The organism is Bacteroidota bacterium (assembly GCA_039714315.1).
Taxonomy (GTDB): domain Bacteria; phylum Bacteroidota; class Bacteroidia; order Flavobacteriales; family JADGDT01; genus JADGDT01.
Window position 1 is genome coordinate 1 of record JBDLJM010000051.1, and the last position, 19,378, is coordinate 19,378.

The window sequence follows — 19,378 nt, forward strand, 5'->3', positions numbered from 1 at the left end:
CTCACAAGCTCTTCAACAAACATAGTATGACGATAAACATCAAACCAGAATAAACAACCTTTTTTTAGAGCTTTAGTTTTTGCAAAATTTTTAGTGAATTTACCGAAAACTTTCACTACTACTTTCCTGCGCATGTAGGGTGTTAGTTGTTGAATTTCTTCTTTCGTTAATTTATCGGTTCTAAGAAGTTTTACTAAGTTTACTAACGACTGCACAGATTTGTTTAAAAACTCTTCATTAGTTTTTAAACCTATATTTCTAATAGGGTTGTCGATATGTATAATTTTAGCTCCTGAATTGTTTAATTGTTTAGCATATAAGATATTTTCATATTCACAATTAGGGAAGCTTTCATCAAATTGATTAACTGTATATGTTAGTGTGTTTATGCAAAAATTGTTGCTTTGGAATCCTTTATATCCTAATTCATGTCTTTCTTGAGCGTTTTTAGATTCCCTCTTTGTACCAAAATTCCAATGAAGCATCAATTTATCTTTATTAGGGGGGATTTCCGAATAAATGCTTCCCCCACAAATTACATCTGCTCCGCCTTTTTGAATTTCTTTGATGTAGTTTACCAGAAAATTATCTTCAACAAACGAATCCGAATCAATAAACAATAACCAGTTATACTGAGCCTTTTCGGCAAGCATATTTCGGGTTTTTGACCTGCCCAAATTCTTCTCATTTCTGTACACCTGGACAAAATCGTATTGATTCATCGAAAAATTAAATTCATCGTGTTCTGAATTGGAAAAATCATCGATGGCTATTATTTCGTATGGCACATTTACACTGTTCCCCTGCTTTACAAGTGAATTAATTAGTGTGGTGGCGTCCCATTTGTATATTGGTATTAGTATTGAGATCATTGGTTACTGGTTTCTGGTTACTACTGGTTACTGGTTTAGCTAGTAACAATTAATAAGCCTCCGGCAGCTATGTTTGCCAATTGCTTTCTACGTATTGAATAAATTTATTTATCTTTTTACCTAAATGGTTATATTCTTCTAATAGCTGATTTAGTTTATTACTCTCAAAATGTATTTCGTTTATTGTTTCTAATTGTTCTATGCTCTCATCGCAGGAAGCTTGTGCATAAATAAGAAATCGAATAAATTCAGCTTTATATCTTCTTCTGCCATATCCTTCAACAATAGTGTCTTTAATACTTTTTGATGAACGACGAACTTGGCTGCCTTGTTCGTATAATTCATATTTTGGCAAGGTAAGTGACATTTTGTGAACTTCGATAGACAAACGATGTGCCATTTTATATATCTCTAAGTCCCTGTAACTATTCATAGTAACTTGTCTGATTTATATTTATAAAATGTTCGTTTATTTAGACAATCAACTAGTAACTAGTAACCAGCAACTAGTAACCAGCAACTAGTAACCAGCAACTAGCTATTAAAGCCCCCCTTCTTCCAAAACAAAAACTTTTCCTTCATCGCATTTAAGCATAGTTGCAGGATATTTTAGTATCAGAGAATAATCGTGAGTAGCCATTAAAATAGCTCTTCCGTTTTTCGAAATCTGAACCAAAAGATCCATAATTTCCTCTGAAGTTTTTGGATCGAGATTTCCCGTCGGCTCATCTGCAATAATCAGCTCAGGGTCATTTAGCAAAGCTCTCGCAATGGCAATACGCTGTTGTTCTCCTCCCGACAGTTGGAAAGGCATTTTGTGCCCTTTGGTTTTCATTCCAACTTTCGAAAGAACTTCTTTAATTCTGGCTTGCATCGATGCTTTATCTTTCCATCCCGTAGCCTTAAGTACAAACATCAAATTTCCTTCAACACTCCTGTCAGTCAATAGTTGAAAATCCTGGAAAATAACACCAATCTTTCTTCTTAAGTAAGGAATGTCTTTTTCTTTGATGCTTTTAAGGTTGTAGCCTACAACCTCCGCTTCGCCTTCTTTTAAATCTAAATCGGCATACAGAGTTTTTAAAAGAGATGATTTTCCGGATCCGGTTTTACCAACCAGATATACAAACTCACCTTTCTCTACGTTTAAGGACACATCAGAAAGAACTAAAGCTCCTCCCTGAAAAATATTTGAATTATCAATCTTGATTATATGTTCAGACATTTTTGGATTTTATTTTCGGTATAGACAAACTTAAGTAAAAATGTTTATGCGTTTATGTGTTTATTGGTTTATTTGTTTATTCGTGAGATCCTGATAACGTGGCATCGTGAAATCGTGATTCTGTGTCACGTTATCACGATGTCACGTTATCACGAACTCCTATTTTGCAATCCCTTCCAAATCCAGTAAAAAAGCATACTCTAAGGCAACCTCTTTTAAAGCTTCAAACCTCCCCGAAGCACCTCCGTGTCCGGTTTCCATGTTTGTATACATTAAAAGCCTGTTTGAGTCGGTTTTTAGCTCTCTTAATTTAGCCAGCCATTTAGCCGGCTCCCAATACTGTACCTGAGAATCGTGAAGCCCGGTTGTAATAAGCATATTGGGATAATCCTTAGCCACTACATTGTCGTATGGAGAGTACGATTTCATATACTCGTAATATTCTTTTTCATTTGGATTACCCCATTCGTCGTATTCACCTGTTGTTAGCGGTATACTATCATCGAGCATCGTAGTTACAACATCAACAAAGGGAACAGCCGAAATTACACCGTTGAAAATTTCCGGTTTCATATTTATTACGGCTCCTGTTAACAGTCCGCCGGCAGAACCTCCCATTGCGTAAAGATGTTCAGCCGATGTATAATTTTCCTGAATTAAGAATTCACCAACGTTTATAAAGTCGGTGAAAGTATTCTTCTTTTTCAGCATTTTTCCGTCTTCGTACCATTTACGACCCAGGTATTGTCCGCCTCTGATATGTGCTATGGCATAGGTAAAGCCCCTGTCGAGTAAACTTAATCTTATAGAACTGAAATAAGGGTCGATAGTATGTCCGTACGAACCGTAAGCATAGAGTAGGAGCGGGCTTTTACCGTCTTTCTTCATGCCTTTTCGGTAAACCATAGTAACAGGAACCTTCGTGCCGTCATCAGCCTTTGCCCAAACACGCTCAGAAGCATAGTTGTTTTTATCGAAATCACCCAAAACTTCCTGTTCTTTCATCACTTTCTGCTCTTTGGTTTTCATGTTGAAATCTATAACAGACGATGGCGTGGTAAGCGAATTGTAACCGTAACGTAATACTTCAGAGTCAAAATCAGGGTTAGAACCCGTTCCTGCCGAATAAGCCTCCTCTTCGAATGGAAGGTAATAATCTGTTTCTCCGTCCCAGGTTTTAATTCTTATTTTGTTAAGGCCATTCTCTCTTTCTTCCAGTACAAAATAGTTTTTGAATATCTCCAGCCCCTCCAGCATTACATCCTCACGGTGTGGAATAAACTCCTGCCAGTGTTCTTTTTCGGTTTTATCTTCCGATGTTTTCATTAGGCGGAAGTTTTTCGCATCGAGGTTTGTGTGTATGTAGAACTGACCGTCAAAATGGCCAAAACTGTATTCTAAATCTCTTTCACGCCCGTGGAAAAGTCTGAATTCACCGTTTGGATTATCGGCTTCCAGTATTCTATATTCACTTGAAACAGTATGCGACGAACCAATTACAAGGAATTTTTTTGACTTAGTTTTGTAAACGAAGGTGTTAAAAGTATCATCGTCTTCGTGATATATTTCTATATCTTCCGAAGAATCCGTGCCCAAAATATGTTTGTAAATTTTATGAGAACGCAAAGTTTGCGGGTCTTTTCGGGTATAAAAAACTGTTTTATTATCGTTTGCCCATGTACAGCCCCCTGTTGTGTTTTCTATAACATCGTTGAGAATTTCGCCGGTTTCAAGGTTTTTGAACCGTAAAGTATAAATCCTTCTGCTAACTGTATCAACGCCATAAGCAGCAAGTTGATTGTTGGTGCTGATAGAAATTCCGCCAAGATTGTAATACGAAAAACCTTCAGCCATTTCATTGACATTAAACATAATATCGTCGGCAGCTTCAAGGTTTTCTTTGCGACGCTTATAGATAGGGTATTCCTTCCCTTTTTTGAATTCCGTCAGGTAAAAATATCCGTCTTTTTTATAAGGAACAGATTCGTCATCCTCCTTAATTCTGGCTTTCATTTCCTCAAAAAGATCCTCCTGAAACTTATCTGTATGCTTCATTTCCGATTTCAAATAATCGTTTTCCGCATTCAGGTAGTCAACCACATCCTGATTTTCCCTGTCGTTCAGCCAATAATAATTATCAATCCGTACATCCCCGAATTTCTCCAGTTCCTTATATATTTTTTTAGCCTTTGGCACCATCTTGTCAAAATTAAAATTCGTGCAAAAGTAACTGAAATTAATTTAATGGTGATGTTTTTTTGGCCGCCTTAACCCGTCATCCGCTATAGTTATATCCGGCAATGAATTTCTACTATTTTATTTTTGGAGCTTCCTTCGGTCGCTCAAAAAATAAAAGTATCAATTTCATTGCCAAATATAAGCTGCCGCTTCTACCGGTGGCGGAGTTTTTAGTTTATATCACTATTCTACTACTGCCGGAGCCCCTGCTTTTTTGAGCTTTTCTTCTATTCTTACAAAATACTGAGAAACTATCTTGTTCAGCTCCTCATTTACGGCATCTAATTCTTCATTAGCAATTTCCAAACTTCTGATATGAGTTGGAGTTGGTCCGTAGGTTGACATCATTGTACCTCTCCCTGCATTATAAATTCTTTTCATAATTGGTGAGCTCTCACTTGTTTCAGTCATCATATCACGCTTCGATTTTGATCCGTTCATTTTTGCTTCGAGTTTCAATAAGCGCATATGTACCTTATAAATATCTTCGCTTAGATCTTCAGTTTTTGTAGCAGAGTTTTTCGCCGAAATTTCATATTTTTTTATTCGCTTTATTGCCTTGGATATATTTTTATTTATTAATGTGTTTTTTGAAATAGTTTTTTCAACTTCATTCCAGAATTTTACAACATTATCGGGCGTTGATCCATTCAAACTGCCTTTTCTCATTTGTTTTACTTCGAAGGTTTTACTATCCGAAAGTAAAGTTACAACCCCTGCTATTTCTTTTGAAAGAGAAATGCTATACATGCCCGGAGCTGCCATTATACCTTTGGGCGCCTGTTTTTTATCTATTTCGGTTTCCGCAACCGGTTGTTGCGACGGATAGAGCAAATCCCATGTTATGCGATGGAAACCTTTTGTTGTAGGAGCACTTATTTTTCTAACTACATCTCCATTATTATTAGTTATTGTCAGCCAAATTTTAGGTTTTTGCTCCAATAATTCTTTATCCATTTCTTTCCAATCGGGGAATTTTACGGCTTTGTTCTCTTTTTTCAGTTCCTTTTCTTTTTCTTTTCTGATTTCCTTTAAACTTTTATAAGAGTCTTTCAGATAGTAAGTAATAGATGTTCCAAAATCAGGGTTTGGGGCCAGATACATTCCTGCTCCCTGCGATCCTCTTTTGTCCATACCAAGTACTGCACGTGGCATGTACCACAAGGCAGTTCGGGGAGTAAATAATGTTGCTTCCTCTTCTAATTGTTTTTTTGAAACTCCTCTTAAAGGAGAATAATCATCAAAAACAAAGAATCCTCTGCCAAACGAAGCTGCAACTAAATCATTTTCTCTTTTGTGAATTGCCAGATCTCTAAAAGATATTGTTGGTACATCACCACTTAGTTTAATCCATTTTTTCCCGGAGTCTATTGTGAAATAAATGCCAAATTCTGTTGCGGCGAACATCAATTCCGGTTTTACATGATCCTGAACAATCCTCCAAACCATGTTGCCATCCGGTATATTTGATGAAATAGATTTCCATGACTTACCGAGGTTAGTACTTTTATAGATGTATGGTTTATAATCGCCAAATTTGTGGTTATCCAAAACAACATATAGAGTATTTTGGTCGAACTGGTCGAATTTAATATCATTAATAAATGCTGTTTCCGGGCATTTGGGGAGTTTATTTACAGGTATTTCTCTCCAGCTTTCTCCTCCGTTTTCGGTAATTTGAATTCTTCCATCGTCTGTACCTGCACAGATTACTCCTTCTTTCACCGGAGATTCTGATAAAGATGTGATTGTATTGTAAGTGCTCATTGCAAAAACATCCCACGAAGAATCCCAACCCCATGTCTGTTCCATAATTGGCAGCTTGAACCTTTCCTGATTTAGTGTAAGATCCTTTGAAATTGCAGTCCAGCTGTCGCCCCTGTTTTCCGATTTCCAAACACGCTGTGATGCAAAATATAATCTTTGCGGATTGTGAGGACTAATTAATATTGGAGCATCCCAGTTAAACCTTTCTTCTTTTTCACCTTTTTCGGGTTGAGGTTGTATATATACAAGTTCTCCGGTCTTTCTGTCGAATCTCACTAAATTTCCCTGTTGCCATTCTGCATACGCAATATCAGGATTTCCCGGTTCGGTTGCCGGTTGATGTCCGTCTCCAAACAGAACTACTTCCCAGTCAGCATTCCTTATTCCTGATTTGTTATCTGTTCTCGAGGGACCTACCTGTGTATTATTGTCTTGTGTTCCTCCATAAATATTGTAAAAAGGCTCGGTGTCATCAAGTGCGAGTTTGTAGTACTGAGTTACAGGCAGGTTATCTATAAAACGCCAGTTCTCGGCCAGATCATAACTCTCGTAGAGCCCTCCATCGGTTCCTACCAGTAAATAGTTTGGATCGTTTTTTCTAAAAGCAATTGCATGATTGTCGGAATGCTTGAACTCTTCTTTCATTTGGTTGAAAGTTTTGCCACCATCGGTAGTTATTTGCATTCTTACGTCTACGAGGTAAACCTTATCAAACTGATGTGGATCGGCATATAATTCCTGATAATAGTGGGGACCTGTGGCTCCCGATACCGTTTCAGATTGTTTTTTCCACGATGCTCCCGCATCCGTCGATTTATAAAAAGCACCTTTTCTTCTTTCCAGCTCTATTGCAGCATATAATATGTCCGGTTTCTGAGGAGAAATGGCAAGACCAATTTTTCCCATATCAGATTTTGGTAAACCATTATCTATTTTATCCCAGGTATCACCTCCATCGGTCGATTTATATATTGATGTACCGGGACCGCCGCCCATATATGCGGTTACATTTCTGTGTCTTTGCCATGAAGCAGCATAAAGAATATCAGGATTCCCCGGATTTATTACTATATCAGTTACTCCTGTCCATTCGTCAATTTTAAGAGTGTTTTTCCATGTTTTACCACCGTCAGTAGTTTTAAATAATCCTCTTTCGCCTCCTTTATTCCATAAAGGACCCTGTGCAGCCACCCAAACGATGTTTGAGTTTGTGGGATGGATTATAATTTTAGATATATGCTCTGATTTTGTCAGACCCATATTTTTCCAGGATGCTCCTGCATCTTTACTTATATAAACACCGTCACCATAACTTACGTGTCTTCCACCTACATTTTCGCCTGTACCTAACCAAATAGTATTGTTGTTCGAGGGATCGATGCTTAAACATCCTGTAGAGTAAACTTTTTCTTTTTCAAATATCGGATTCCAAGTTATTCCTGCATTCGAAGTTTTCCATACTCCACCGGATCCAACAGCAACATACCATTCGGCATAATTTGATGGGTTAATAGCTATATCTGCAATTCTGCCTGACATAAATCCGGGCCCGATGTTTCGCAGTTTAAAATCAGCAAAAGTTTTAGAATTAAATACCGTAGTATCAATATCATTTTTCTGCGAAAAAAGATGAGAACTAAGAAGAATAATAAATAAAGAAATCAAGTGCTTTTTTGATGAAAGTATCATAATTAAGGTGTTATAATTAGAAGCATGTATAAATGTGTATATAAATATATAAATTTATAGTTATTAATTTGTAGCTAAATATTGTTGATATCCTGAAAAATGATGTTAGTTTGCATAATTGTTAAGCCTAAGAACAACAAAGTATAAAATGAAAAAGTCAATAATAGTTTTAATATTTGCTCTAAATTCAATCATCACGCTTGAAGCTCAAAAAGTAAATTATTCCGATGAATTTATTGTGAAAGGAGAGTATTCTGCGATGATTCCTTTAAAGAGTTTAGACTTACAAAAGATTAGTCTTATATCGAAAGATACTCTTGCCGGAAAAATGCTTTCGAATTATATTGATATTGAAGATGATTTTAAGAATGCCAGCTTAATAATTTTTACAGATGTTAAGGATTTTGATACTTATAAATCAGAGAATAGAATTTCACAGGTTCAAAAAACCTTATTGATAAAAACAGACAGTATTGTTTCCGAGAATAAGCCGGATATTGAAATAATTATAGGAAATGAAAGTGATTTATCTGATGCTGTTCAGTTTATTTTTGGAGGAGCAGTAAATAATCATTCAAATGGGGATTTCCGATTCGGTTTTGGCTTTGCGGAAGATGTTGGTCTGGATTATGATTTTATGAGTACTAAAATTGACTCAATTGCAAATACAGCAATAAACGATAGTGTAGCTCCAGGAATTCAGGTACTTGTTGCCCGTTACGGGGTAGTGGTTTTTCATAAAACTTACGGATATCATACTTACGATTCCATAAAAAAAGTAGAGAAAGATAATATTTACGATTGGGCATCTGTAACTAAAATTACATCTGCATTGCCGGCTTTAATGAAGTTGCACGATGAGGATAAATTTGATTTGGATGCGAGTTGTGGTTCTTATATCCCGTATTTCAAAAAAGGGAATAAGAAAGGTTTGATATTCAGAAGAATATTATCGCACAATGCCGGACTTAATTCATGGATTCCATACTGGAAAAATGCCATTAAAAGCAATGGGAAGTTTAAGAGAAGAACCCTGTCGTATACTAAATCGAGACATTATAAGACGGAGATAGCTCCGGGATTATATATTCACGACAGATATAAAAAGAAAATTTACAGGCAAATAAAGAAATCGGCTGTAAGCGATGTTCATCATCCCGGATATAAGTATTCAGGTTTATCATTCTATTTGTTGCCGGAAATTGTTGAGAATATCAGTTCTGAGAATTTTCAAGATTATTTAGATGATAATTTTTATAAAAAGCTTGGAGCCGGAACGGTAGGATATAAACCATTGGAAAGGTTCGAAAAAGAAAGAATTATTCCAACCGAAATTGATACTGTGTTCAGGCATACTTTGCTTCAGGGAACAGTACATGACGAAGGTGCTGCAATGATGAAAGGAGTATCGGCAAATGCAGGATTGTTTGGAACAACTCTGGATTTGGCCAAAATAATGCAGATGTATTTATGGAAGGGAAAATACGGAGGAGAGCGATATATCTCTGAAAATACTATTGATAAATTCACTTTTGCACATTATGCCAACGAAGGTAATAAACGCGGACTTGGCTTTGATAAACCAAAATTGGAACACAGAGAAGACGATTCCTGTTCGCCTGATGCTTCAATGAAAAGTTTTGGACATGCGGGATACACGGGAACATATACCTGGGCCGATCCGGAAAGCGGGATTCTGTTTGTTTTCATGTCGAACAGGGTTTATCCGACAAGAGAAAACAGGAAAATATATGAGTTAAATGTCAGACCTTCGATTCATCAGGCGATTTATGATGCTATTGTTGAATGATTTAATGCTACAATGACAGGGCAAAAGCATTTAAAAACTATTCTTACAATTTATGTCGTCATTTCGAGTGGAGCTTTTGCGAAATAAGCAAAGCGATTCACGAACACCAAAAATAAAATTGGTGAGTAAATCGAGAAATCTCAGTAAGTTTACTATTAATTTGATTGAGATCTCTCCACTTCGGTCGAGATGACGTACGAAAAAAAGTTAAATGCTTTTGCCCTGGGTACAATGACTTAATAACATATTAACTATTTTTAAATCACTAAATTTATACAATGAATTCATCCACATTATATATTAAAAATATGGTTTGCAACCGTTGTATAAAGGTTGTTAAAGATGAATTTGAAAAGCTGAATATTGTGATTGAAGAAATTGAATTAGGTAAAGTAAGTATTTCTTCAAACCTTGATGACAATCAAATTGTTGAGCTTAGGGAAATTTTACAGGAAAATGGATTTGAGTTAATTGACGATAAAAAAAGTAAACTGATCGATAGTATCAAAACCTTAATTATTGAGAAAATTCATCACTCAAAGGAAGTGGAGAAATCAATAAACAGTTCAGAATACATTTCAAAAAAAATTGGACATGATTATTCCTATTTAAGCAATCTTTTTTCTTCTGTTGAAGGTATCACAATCGAAAAATACATAATTAACCAAAAGATTGAAAAGGCAAAAGAGCTCCTGGTTTATAACGAACTAACCTTAAACGAAATATCTTACCGTTTAGGATACAGCAGTGTTCAGCATCTTTCAAATCAGTTTAAAAAAATTACCGGATTAACTCCTTCACACTTTAAAAAGCTGAAAGAAAACAAGCGCAAACCCCTGGATGAAGTTTAGTACCTTCCGACAGGTAATAAAATTAAATCGCTATAATCCAAAAATGTTATAATTCTTTTCCAAAATGATGTAATAAGTCTAAGCTAATTACTTCCGTACTTTGTATTGTAAAATTTAAAGTAATGGAAGTAAAAGTATATATAGTAGCATTTTTTAAAGATTTTGTGACCATATTAGGTGAAATGTCTCCCTATTTATTGTTGGGATTTTTCTTTGCCGGACTATTGTATGCATTTATGCCTCGGCAGAAAATTGAACGCTATTTTAGTGGCAAAGCCCTAAAATCGTCTGTTCTGGCATCTGTATTTGGTATTCCTCTGCCTCTTTGTTCCTGTGGAGTTATTCCAACGGGCACAGCCTTATACAGAAACGGAGCTTCAAAAGGAGGAACAGTATCATTTCTGATTTCCACACCTCAAACCGGAATAGATTCTATTTTGGCAACATTTTCTTTAATGGGTTTACCTTTTGCTGTTATTCGCCCTGTTGCTGCTTTAATAACCGGCATTACAGGAGGTTTAATAACAGGTGTAATCACAAACAACAAATCTGACAGCCGGGTATATCAGCAACATGATGAAACCCCAAAAACTTTTTCTCAACGGGTAGTTGATGTATTTCGATATGGTTTTTTAGAGTTTATTCAGGATATTTCAAAATGGTTGGTAATAGGTATAGTTTTGGCAGCAATTATATCTGCTCTTATTCCTGACGATTTTTTTGAATTAATGAACCTGCCCCCAATACTGCAAATGCTTGTGATACTGGTGGTATCAATACCTTTATATATCTGTGCAACAGGCTCTATTCCTTTGGCTGCGGTTTTAATATTAAAAGGGCTTAGCCCCGGAGCAGCCTTTGTTTTACTGATGGCTGGTCCGGCAACCAATGCTGCCACAATTACCATGATTGGTAAAGTACTTGGCAAAAGAAGTCTGTTCACTTATCTGGCTACAATTATCGTTGGAGCATTAAGCTTTGGTTTAATTATTGACTATGTCTTACCCGGTGATTGGTTTACTCAAATTGCGAATCAACATTTAGGTCATGATCACGGTGGGAATTTGAATTGGTGGCAAATAACCTCAGGTTTGGTTTTAATACTTTTAATAATCAACGGGTATATTCAAAAGTATCTCAATTCAAAACAAAATTTAGTAAAAAAAATAAATAGTATTACAATGGAAACTCAAACAATCAAAGTAGAAGGAATGACCTGTAATCACTGTAAAGCAAATGTTGAGACGATGCTCGAAAAGCTGTGCTTTATAAATAGTGCAAAAGTAAATCTCAGTGATAAGACCGTTACTATTGAAGGTGATTACATTGAAGTTGATAAGGCAAAGGAAACTATCGAAGCACTTGGCTATAAACCTGATTAATGATCATAAAAACCTTATCCATAATTTTATTAAATAGTTTAATGTGCGAATTGATTTTTAAATTAGTTAGATATGTTGAATAGAACCGTAAAATTCTTTTTAGAGAATAAGTTGGTGACATTCCTGTTTCTAATAATATTTATTACCTGGGGAATAATTTCGTCACCATTCAGTTGGCAAACAGGCTTTCTTCCATCCGACCCGGTTCCTGTTGATGCCATTCCCGATATTGGCGAAAACCAACAGATTGTTTATACCGAGTGGGCAGGACAATCGCCACAGGATATTGAAGATCAGATATCATTCCCATTAACAACAGCATTGTTAGGTATTCCCGGTGTGCATACTATCAGGAGTAATTCCATCTTTGGAGTATCCAGTATTTACATCATTTTCGAAGAAGATGTTGAGTTTTATTGGAGTAGAACAAGGATACTTGAAAAACTAAATTCTCTTCCGGCAGGAACACTGCCTAAGGGAGTAACACCATCTTTGGGACCGGACGCAACTGCACTTGGCCAGATCTATTGGTACACACTCGAAGGCAGAGATGAAAACGGGAAGCCAAATGGCGGTTGGGATCCGCATGAGTTAAGAACCATACAAGACTTTTACATCAAGTATGGCTTAACGGCGGCAAAAGGAGTTTCTGAAGTTGCCTCAATAGGTGGATTTATAAAAGAGTATCAGATCGACGTAGACCCCAATGCTATGAAAGCACATGGCGTAACTGTTGGGCAAATTATACAAGCTGTTAAAAAAAGTAATCTTGATATTGGTGCAAGAACCATAGAATTTAACCGGGTTGAATATCTGATTAGAGCTTTGGGATATATTAAGAGCCTGGATGATATTGAAAAAAGTGTTGTAAGCGTTAAAAATAACATTCCTATTCGTATAAAAGATGTAGCAAACGTTAGTTTTGGCCCGGCTACCCGAAGAGGTGGATTAGACAAGGGAGGTGCAGAGGCTGTTGGAGGTGTAGTGGTAGCACGATATGGAGCAAACCCTTTGGAAGTAATCTCTAATGTAAAAGCAAAAATTGAAGAGATTTCAAAGGGATTACCATCAAAAATTTTAGATGATGCTACAGTTTCAAAAGTAACAATAATCCCTTTTTACGACCGAACGGATTTAATTAAGGAGACACTTGGAACACTACAGGAAGCATTAACTCTGGAGCTTCTTATAAGTATTATTGTCATAATTATACTTGTACTAAATCTTCGTGCTTCATTTCTTATCTCCAGTTTGTTGCCAATTGGAGTGTTAATGACATTTATTGCCATGCGTAGCTTTGGTGTAGATGCCAATATTGTAGCTCTTTCGGGTATTGCTATTGCTATTGGAGTAATGGTTGACGTAGGAGTGGTTTTTACCGAAAATATTATAAGGCATGTCGAATCGCTTGAAAATAAAGGTAAGAAGCTCATAAATACAATTTATGATTCAACAATCGAAGTTGCACCGGCAGTAATTACAGCATTAGCAACAACTATTGTAAGTTTCTTGCCCGTATTTGCCATGCAGGCTGCCGAAGGCAAGTTATTCCGTCCACTGGCTTTTACCAAAACCTTTGCAATGATTTCTGCATTGATTATTGGATTGACTATTATTCCGGCATTAGCCCATATCATATTTTCAATAAAGGTGGATAGAAAAAGAACCAGGCAAATACTAAATATCGTATTAGTTCTACTTGGAATAAGCTTTGTGTTTTTTGGAAAAGTTTTTATTGCGATAACAATTGTTGCTATCGGTGTGAATAACTTTCTGGATTATAAATGGAGTGAGACAAGAAAAGACTTTCCGAATTACATTAACATTGGTATTATAGCAATAATAGTTGTTTGGTTGCTCACACAAGAATGGATGCCACTTGGGGCGCAAAATAGCAATGTGTCAAACCTGATATTTGTAGGGCTGTTAATTGCGTTGGTATTAGCTTTCATGTTATTTATTGTAAAATCGTATTCAGGAATTCTTTCCTGGGCATTAGATAACAAAGTGAAATTTTTGAGTATTCCTGTTATTGTGGTTCTTTTTGGAATTTTAACATGGCAGGGCATTGATAAAGTTTTCTCATTTATGCCGGAAAGTATTAAGCAGAGCAACTCATGGTTATCATTAAATAAAACCTTTCCGGGAATAGGCAAAGAGTTTATGCCTGATTTGGATGAAGGCTCATTTTTATTGATGCCTACAACTATGCCACATTCAGGTATCGAGGAAAATCTCGAAGTCATTCGCATGTTAGACAAAAAGGTTAATGCCATTCACGAAGTAGATAATGTGCTTGGCAAATGGGGGCGTGTTAATTCGGCTCTCGACCCTGCTCCAACATCGATGTATGAAAATATAATTAATTACAAACCGGAGTATGTTTTGGATGAAAACGGGCATCGTTTACGTTTTAAAACAAATAATGATGGAGCGTATGAGCTTAAAGATGGTACTAATTACAATCAGGATGATGGTTTCAGGGTAATTGAAAAAGACCTGTTAATTGAAGATAAAACCGGAGAATATTTTAGACAGTGGCGCGAAAATATTAAATCGCCTAATGATATTTGGACTGAAATAGTTACACAATCGAGTATTCCCGGTTTAACCTCAGCTCCAAAATTACAGCCTATTCAAACTCGGTTGCTAATGCTTCAAACAGGAATGCGTGCTCCAATGGGAATAAAAGTTTTTGGCCCGGATCTGGAAACAATAGAAAATGTAGGTTACGAATTGGAAAATCACTTAAAGCATGTTGAAGGTGTTGAACCGATGTCGGTATTTGCCGATAGAGTAGTTGGTAAGCCATATCTGGAATTAAATATTGACCGAAGCGCTATTTCCCGCTATGGTTTAACAATTGCCGATTTGCAAATTATCCTGAGTAGTGCTATTGGAGGTATGAAGCTGACTTCTACAGTTGAGGGAAGAGAGCGTTTCCCTGTTCGTGTTCGTTATGCCCGTGAGTATAGAGATAATCCCGAAGATTTGAAGCGTATACTTATACCTACGCTTTCAGGTGTACAAGTGCCATTGGGCGAATTAGCAGATATTAATTACACTCGTGGGGCCCAATTGATAAAAAGTGAAAACACCTTTTTGGTAGGCTATGTAATATTCGATAAAAAAGAAGGATATGCCGAGGTTGATGTGGTTGAAAATGCGCAGGAATATTTAGATGAAAAAGCTGATCAGGGAGCATTCAATGTACCTGCCGGAGTGAATTATAAGTTTACGGGTAACTACGAAAATCAAATTCGGGCTACCAAAAGGCTTTTGATTGTGATACCGGTATCACTCATCGTAATCTTCCTGATATTGTATTTTCAGTTCAGGTCTGTTACAGCAGCAAGTCTGATATTCTCAGGAATATTCGTTGCCTTTTCAGGTGGTTTTATCATGCTTTGGCTCTATAGTCAATCGTGGTTTATGAACTTTAGTTTAGGAGGTATTCACCTGCAGGATATGTTCCGGATTCACACCATTAACCTTAGTGTGGCAGTTTGGGTTGGTTTTATTGCCCTGTTTGGAATAGCAACCGATGATGGAGTGCTTATCAGTACCTATCTAAAGCAGATTTTCGACAAAAAACAACCTGAATCGGTGAAAGAAGTCCGCGAGAAGGTGATGGAAGCCGGATTGAAAAGGGTTCGCCCTGCCATGATGACCACAGCTACAACAATAATTGCATTAATGCCCGTGCTTACATCAACCGGTAAAGGCTCGGATATTATGGTGCCTATGGCAATACCGTCTGTTGGCGGTATGCTTATAGCAACACTTACCATTTTTGTTGTACCGGTTTTATACAGTATTTGGCAAGAGAGAAAAGTAAAACGATTGTATAAAACATTAAATAAATAAGGTTATGCAAAAAATAGTTTATATACTGACCATTGTTATTCTGACCTTATCGGGAAATTTGTTTGCACAGGAGATATTAAATCAATATTTACAGACTGCAGCAGAAAATAACCCCGGCTTAAAGGCGCAGTTTAATGAGTACATGTCGAGTTTGGAAAGAGTAGCACAAGTAGGAGCTTTGCCCGACCCGGTAGTGGCATTTGGGTATTTCATCCAACCTGTAGAGACCAGAGTTGGCCCGCAACAGGCAAAAATCTCAGCTTCTCAGATGTTTCCCTGGTTTGGAACATTATCGGCACGTGAAAACTCAGTTGAATCACTTGCAAAAGCGAAGTATGAACAGTTTGAAGATACAAAATCGAAATTGTTTTATGATGTTAAGGCTACCTATTATAACCTTTTCTTTAGCCGAAAGGCAATAGATATTACAATCGTGAATATCGATATTTTAGCATCTTTTAAAAGTCTTGCCAATATAAAGGTCGGGTCAGGTTCAGCAACAGCAGTTGATGCTTATAGGGTTGAAATGGAAATAAACGACCTCGAAAACCAGTTGGCTCTTTTGCGGGATAATGCAAATGTACTGTCAGTGAAGTTTAACAAGCTCCTGAATGTTGAAGAAACAACCGACATACAAATAGAAGAAAGTTTAGCAGGAATTGAATTAATGGATAAGCAAAGTGAACTGGACAACATACTGGCAAACAACAATTCGCTTTCTGTATTTGATTACCGGCTGGAGGGACTGCAATACCGACAGAAAGCTGCTTCGAAAGATGGTTTGCCACAATTTTCAGTAGGATTGGAATATGCTTTTATCGGAAACGGGAATTCAACTGCGGCAAATGCCGGTCAGGATGCTTTTATGTTCCCGAAAGTAGGAATTACTGTGCCATTGTACCGAAAAAAATACAGAGCTAAGGTACAGGAACTGGTGTATTTACAGGAAGCTGCGACATACCAAAAAGCAGATAAGCAAAATACTCTGATAATTCTCTTTTCAGAAGTTTGGAAAGATTACCGGGATGCAATAAGGCGGGTAGAGCTTTACAAAACTCAAGAGGAACTGGCAGAGAAATCTTTATCAATTCTCGAATCGAACTATGCTACCAACAACGTGAATTTCGAAGAAATACTGAGAATGGAACGCAAGCTTCTTAAGTATGCTTTGGAGTTACAAAAAGCCGGTGCAGATAAAGAAGCTGCAGTTGCATTCATTCAATATTTACAAGGCAAATAATTAAAAGTTAAAAAATGATGACAACAAAAATAAATAAACGGGATATAAGGCTGACAGGCATTACATTGTTTGCAGGCCTGTTTTTAGGTTGGTTGTTTTTTCATTCATCGGGTGATGAAGCATCACACAATCACGAGGAACACAGCGTTGCTGAAGAAACAGTATACACTTGCTCGATGCACCCGCAGATTAAACAAAATAAGCCCGGTTTATGCCCCATTTGTGCAATGGATTTAGTGCCGGTAGAAACAGGAAATTCAGATGGAGAACATGTTGACCCCAATGAAATTCAAATGACAGAATCGGCATTGGCATTAGCCTCTGTGCAAACTGTAATTGTAAAAAAAGGTATTCCCGAAAAGAAAATACAATTGCTTGGAAAAGTAAAAGCAGATGAACGTAAAATATCTGAATTAACTGCTCGTTTTGGCGGACGTATTGAAAAGTTATTTATTAATTATACAGGTCAGCAGGTGCAAAAAGGGCAAAAGCTGGCTACAATTTATTCGCCCGAGTTAATTACAGCCCAAAAAGAATTATTGGAGGCAATAAAGTACAAAAACTCAAATCCTTCTTTTTACAAAGCCGTACGTAGCAAGCTAAAACTTTGGAACTTAAGCGAAAAACAAATCAATGCTATTGAAAACAGCGGAAAACCCAAGACTTATTTTAATATTCGTTCTCCTATTACAGGTACAGTAACAAAACGCCATGTTGCTATCGGAAACTATGTGAAAGAGGGATCTGCATTGTTTGAAGTGATTGATTTATCGAAAGTTTGGGTGATGTTCGATGCTTACGAAAGCGATTTATCCTGGATTAAAAATGGTGATAAAATCGACTTCACAATACAATCGGTACCGGGTGAAATCTATACGGGCAAAGTAACTCATATCGACCCTTTTATCGATGCTCAGACAAGGGTGGCGCAAGTTCGGGTTGAACTTAATAATCCCCAACAGCAATTAAAACCCGGGATGTTTACCAGTGGAATATTAATATCAAACACAGCAGAAAACACAAACGAATTGCTGATACCAAAGTCATCAATATTATGGACAGGAAAACGTGCTGTAGTATATGTTAAAATACCGGAGCGTAAAACAGCATCATTTATCTATCGGGAAATTGTTTTAGGACCGGAAGCAGGAAACTTATATGTAGTAAGAGATGGCTTATCGGAAGGTGAAGAGATTGCTGTGAACGGAGTATTCAAGATTGATGCAGCAGCTCAGCTGGCAGGAAAATCGAGTATGATGAATCCGTAGGGAGGGGAAGTATCTACAGGTTACATGCAGGGAGGAAATGAAATGACTGATGAAGAAATGAGAAAGGAAAAACAAACTGAATTTGAATAAAGTTAAAAAAGATTGTAAGGAAATATTAAGTCTCACGACTAAGTTAATACAGGAATATTCCGGTATAATCTTAAATATATGCCTACAATGAGAACAAAAATTCTAAAAAAGCTAATGCTACTTGCATTAGTATCGGGTTTATTTATTGGCTGTGAAAAAAATGATATTGTTGAAACATCAAACTCCGGTCAGGATCTTACACTAAAAAAGTCTGCTACCAATGATAACGGGCAAGGATTTATTCATGGTATTAAAATAAAAATTGACGGTTATGATTATTATTTTGCAGGCCCTAAAGATGGCCCAAATGGTGAAAGTGATGTTCCGGGGCATTATTGGAGACAGGCAGGACCAAATAAAGTTAATGGTAAACATTACAATAGCGGACCTCTTGGATCTGAATGGAAATTTTGGGCATCAGAAGAGGAGCTTGGAGAATATCTCTATACTGTAAAAGGTATTATTGATATATGGACTCCTGAATTAGCAGAGGAATATGCTAAAAAAGGTTTTGTGCACCGTCATGAATTTGTTCCGGTAATGGAAGGTACTCCTCCCACTAATAAGGTAATATGGCTGAAACACATTGCTGTTAAATCTTTCAATTTTGACGGGCCTAATGCACCTAATTCTATGCACGAACATTTAGTTACTCCCGGTGTTGATTGGGATTTTCCAAATAATTATTTTATGGATCCATTCGCTGAATAGGATTAATAAATCGGTATTAATATCTCTTGGTTAATACCGGATTGAAATTGATTTTTCTGGTATAATATTTTAATTCCCGATAAAACCATTTAGATTTTATCGGGAATTTTATTTTTGATAATGCTATTAATTTAGAATATAGGAGATATTCAATTTTTATACTTTTTCAGCCACATTCTTTCTTCTCTTGCCAGTAGCGAATCGAATTTTTTAGGCTGATTTATTTTCAGATTGATTATTTCTTTTGTTTCCGGATGATTGAAAGTGATTTCTACAGCGGCTAAAAAAAGACCTTTATGAAGTTTGGTATTTCCCTCGGGGCCATACAGTTTATCTCCGAGAATTGGAAGTGCGTTTTCGGAAGTGTG

13 protein-coding genes are annotated in these 19,378 nt (G+C 36.7%); 7 read left to right on the forward strand and 6 right to left on the reverse strand.

Going from position 1 to position 19,378, the window contains the following annotated elements; genetic code table 11:
• From ABFR62_06925 to ABFR62_06945, 5 genes are all read right to left on the reverse strand, one after another.
• A partial coding sequence (locus ABFR62_06925) for a glycosyltransferase family 2 protein (protein ID MEN8138148.1) occupies positions 1-872 on the reverse strand: 872 nt, incomplete at its 3' end.
• A gap of 67 nt (positions 873-939) precedes the next feature.
• Positions 940-1,305, reverse strand: coding sequence for a four helix bundle protein (locus tag ABFR62_06930; GenBank protein MEN8138149.1), 366 nt, complete (start codon positions 1,303-1,305; stop codon positions 940-942).
• 108 nt (positions 1,306-1,413) lie between these two features.
• Positions 1,414-2,097 (reverse strand): ATP-binding cassette domain-containing protein, encoded by a 684-nt coding sequence (locus ABFR62_06935; GenBank protein ID MEN8138150.1) that lies wholly within the window; start codon positions 2,095-2,097, stop codon positions 1,414-1,416.
• A gap of 159 nt (positions 2,098-2,256) precedes the next feature.
• The gene (locus ABFR62_06940; protein ID MEN8138151.1) at positions 2,257-4,296 is read right to left on the reverse strand and encodes a S9 family peptidase; all 2,040 of its coding nucleotides are present in this window, start codon (positions 4,294-4,296) and stop codon (positions 2,257-2,259) included.
• Positions 4,297-4,518: 222 nt separating this feature from the next.
• A complete protein-coding gene (locus tag ABFR62_06945) occupies positions 4,519-7,791 on the reverse strand; it encodes a glycosyl hydrolase (protein ID MEN8138152.1) in 3,273 nt (1,090 codons plus the stop codon).
• Positions 7,792-7,939: 148 nt separating this feature from the next.
• Here ABFR62_06945 and ABFR62_06950 point away from each other — a divergent pair, with 148 nt between their 5' ends.
• From ABFR62_06950 to ABFR62_06980, 7 genes are all read left to right on the forward strand, one after another.
• The gene (locus ABFR62_06950) at positions 7,940-9,601 is read left to right on the forward strand and encodes a serine hydrolase (protein ID MEN8138153.1); all 1,662 of its coding nucleotides are present in this window, start codon (positions 7,940-7,942) and stop codon (positions 9,599-9,601) included.
• Between the two features lie 278 nt (positions 9,602-9,879).
• Positions 9,880-10,452, forward strand: a complete 573-nt coding sequence (locus tag ABFR62_06955) for an AraC family transcriptional regulator (GenBank protein ID MEN8138154.1) — start codon at positions 9,880-9,882, stop codon at positions 10,450-10,452.
• Between the two features lie 122 nt (positions 10,453-10,574).
• Positions 10,575-11,834 (forward strand): permease, encoded by a 1,260-nt coding sequence (locus ABFR62_06960; GenBank protein ID MEN8138155.1) that lies wholly within the window; start codon positions 10,575-10,577, stop codon positions 11,832-11,834.
• 72 nt (positions 11,835-11,906) lie between these two features.
• Complete coding sequence (locus tag ABFR62_06965; protein ID MEN8138156.1) at positions 11,907-15,701, forward strand: efflux RND transporter permease subunit; 3,795 nt, start codon at positions 11,907-11,909, stop codon at positions 15,699-15,701.
• 4 nt (positions 15,702-15,705) lie between these two features.
• The gene (locus ABFR62_06970) at positions 15,706-16,941 is read left to right on the forward strand and encodes a TolC family protein (protein ID MEN8138157.1); all 1,236 of its coding nucleotides are present in this window, start codon (positions 15,706-15,708) and stop codon (positions 16,939-16,941) included.
• A gap of 14 nt (positions 16,942-16,955) precedes the next feature.
• Positions 16,956-18,209 carry an efflux RND transporter periplasmic adaptor subunit gene (locus ABFR62_06975; GenBank protein MEN8138158.1) on the forward strand — a complete coding sequence of 418 codons (1,254 nt, stop codon included), beginning with the start codon at positions 16,956-16,958 and terminating at the stop codon, positions 18,207-18,209.
• A gap of 177 nt (positions 18,210-18,386) precedes the next feature.
• On the forward strand, positions 18,387-19,010 hold the full coding sequence (locus ABFR62_06980; GenBank protein MEN8138159.1) for a hypothetical protein: 624 nt from the start codon (positions 18,387-18,389) through the stop codon (positions 19,008-19,010).
• 149 nt (positions 19,011-19,159) lie between these two features.
• Here the strand turns inward: ABFR62_06980 and ABFR62_06985 are convergent.
• Positions 19,160-19,378 (reverse strand): hypothetical protein (locus ABFR62_06985; protein ID MEN8138160.1); only part of this gene is annotated, 219 nt, incomplete at its 5' end.

What these genes read in the sequence shown, in the direction of transcription:
- ABFR62_06950 (MEN8138153.1), top strand. Translation starts at nt 7,940, where the DNA reads ATGAAAAAGTCAATAATAGTTTTAATATTTGCTCTAAATTCAATCATC.
- ABFR62_06980 (MEN8138159.1), top strand. Translation starts at nt 18,387, where the DNA reads ATGAGAACAAAAATTCTAAAAAAGCTAATGCTACTTGCATTAGTATCG.
- ABFR62_06960 (MEN8138155.1), top strand. Translation starts at nt 10,575, where the DNA reads ATGGAAGTAAAAGTATATATAGTAGCATTTTTTAAAGATTTTGTGACC.
- ABFR62_06970 (MEN8138157.1), top strand. Translation starts at nt 15,706, where the DNA reads ATGCAAAAAATAGTTTATATACTGACCATTGTTATTCTGACCTTATCG.
- ABFR62_06975 (MEN8138158.1), top strand. Translation starts at nt 16,956, where the DNA reads ATGATGACAACAAAAATAAATAAACGGGATATAAGGCTGACAGGCATT.
- ABFR62_06945 (MEN8138152.1), bottom strand. Translation starts at nt 7,791, where the DNA reads ATGATACTTTCATCAAAAAAGCACTTGATTTCTTTATTTATTATTCTT.
- ABFR62_06965 (MEN8138156.1), top strand. Translation starts at nt 11,907, where the DNA reads ATGTTGAATAGAACCGTAAAATTCTTTTTAGAGAATAAGTTGGTGACA.
- ABFR62_06955 (MEN8138154.1), top strand. Translation starts at nt 9,880, where the DNA reads ATGAATTCATCCACATTATATATTAAAAATATGGTTTGCAACCGTTGT.
- ABFR62_06930 (MEN8138149.1), bottom strand. Translation starts at nt 1,305, where the DNA reads ATGAATAGTTACAGGGACTTAGAGATATATAAAATGGCACATCGTTTG.
- ABFR62_06940 (MEN8138151.1), bottom strand. Translation starts at nt 4,296, where the DNA reads ATGGTGCCAAAGGCTAAAAAAATATATAAGGAACTGGAGAAATTCGGG.
- ABFR62_06935 (MEN8138150.1), bottom strand. Translation starts at nt 2,097, where the DNA reads ATGTCTGAACATATAATCAAGATTGATAATTCAAATATTTTTCAGGGA.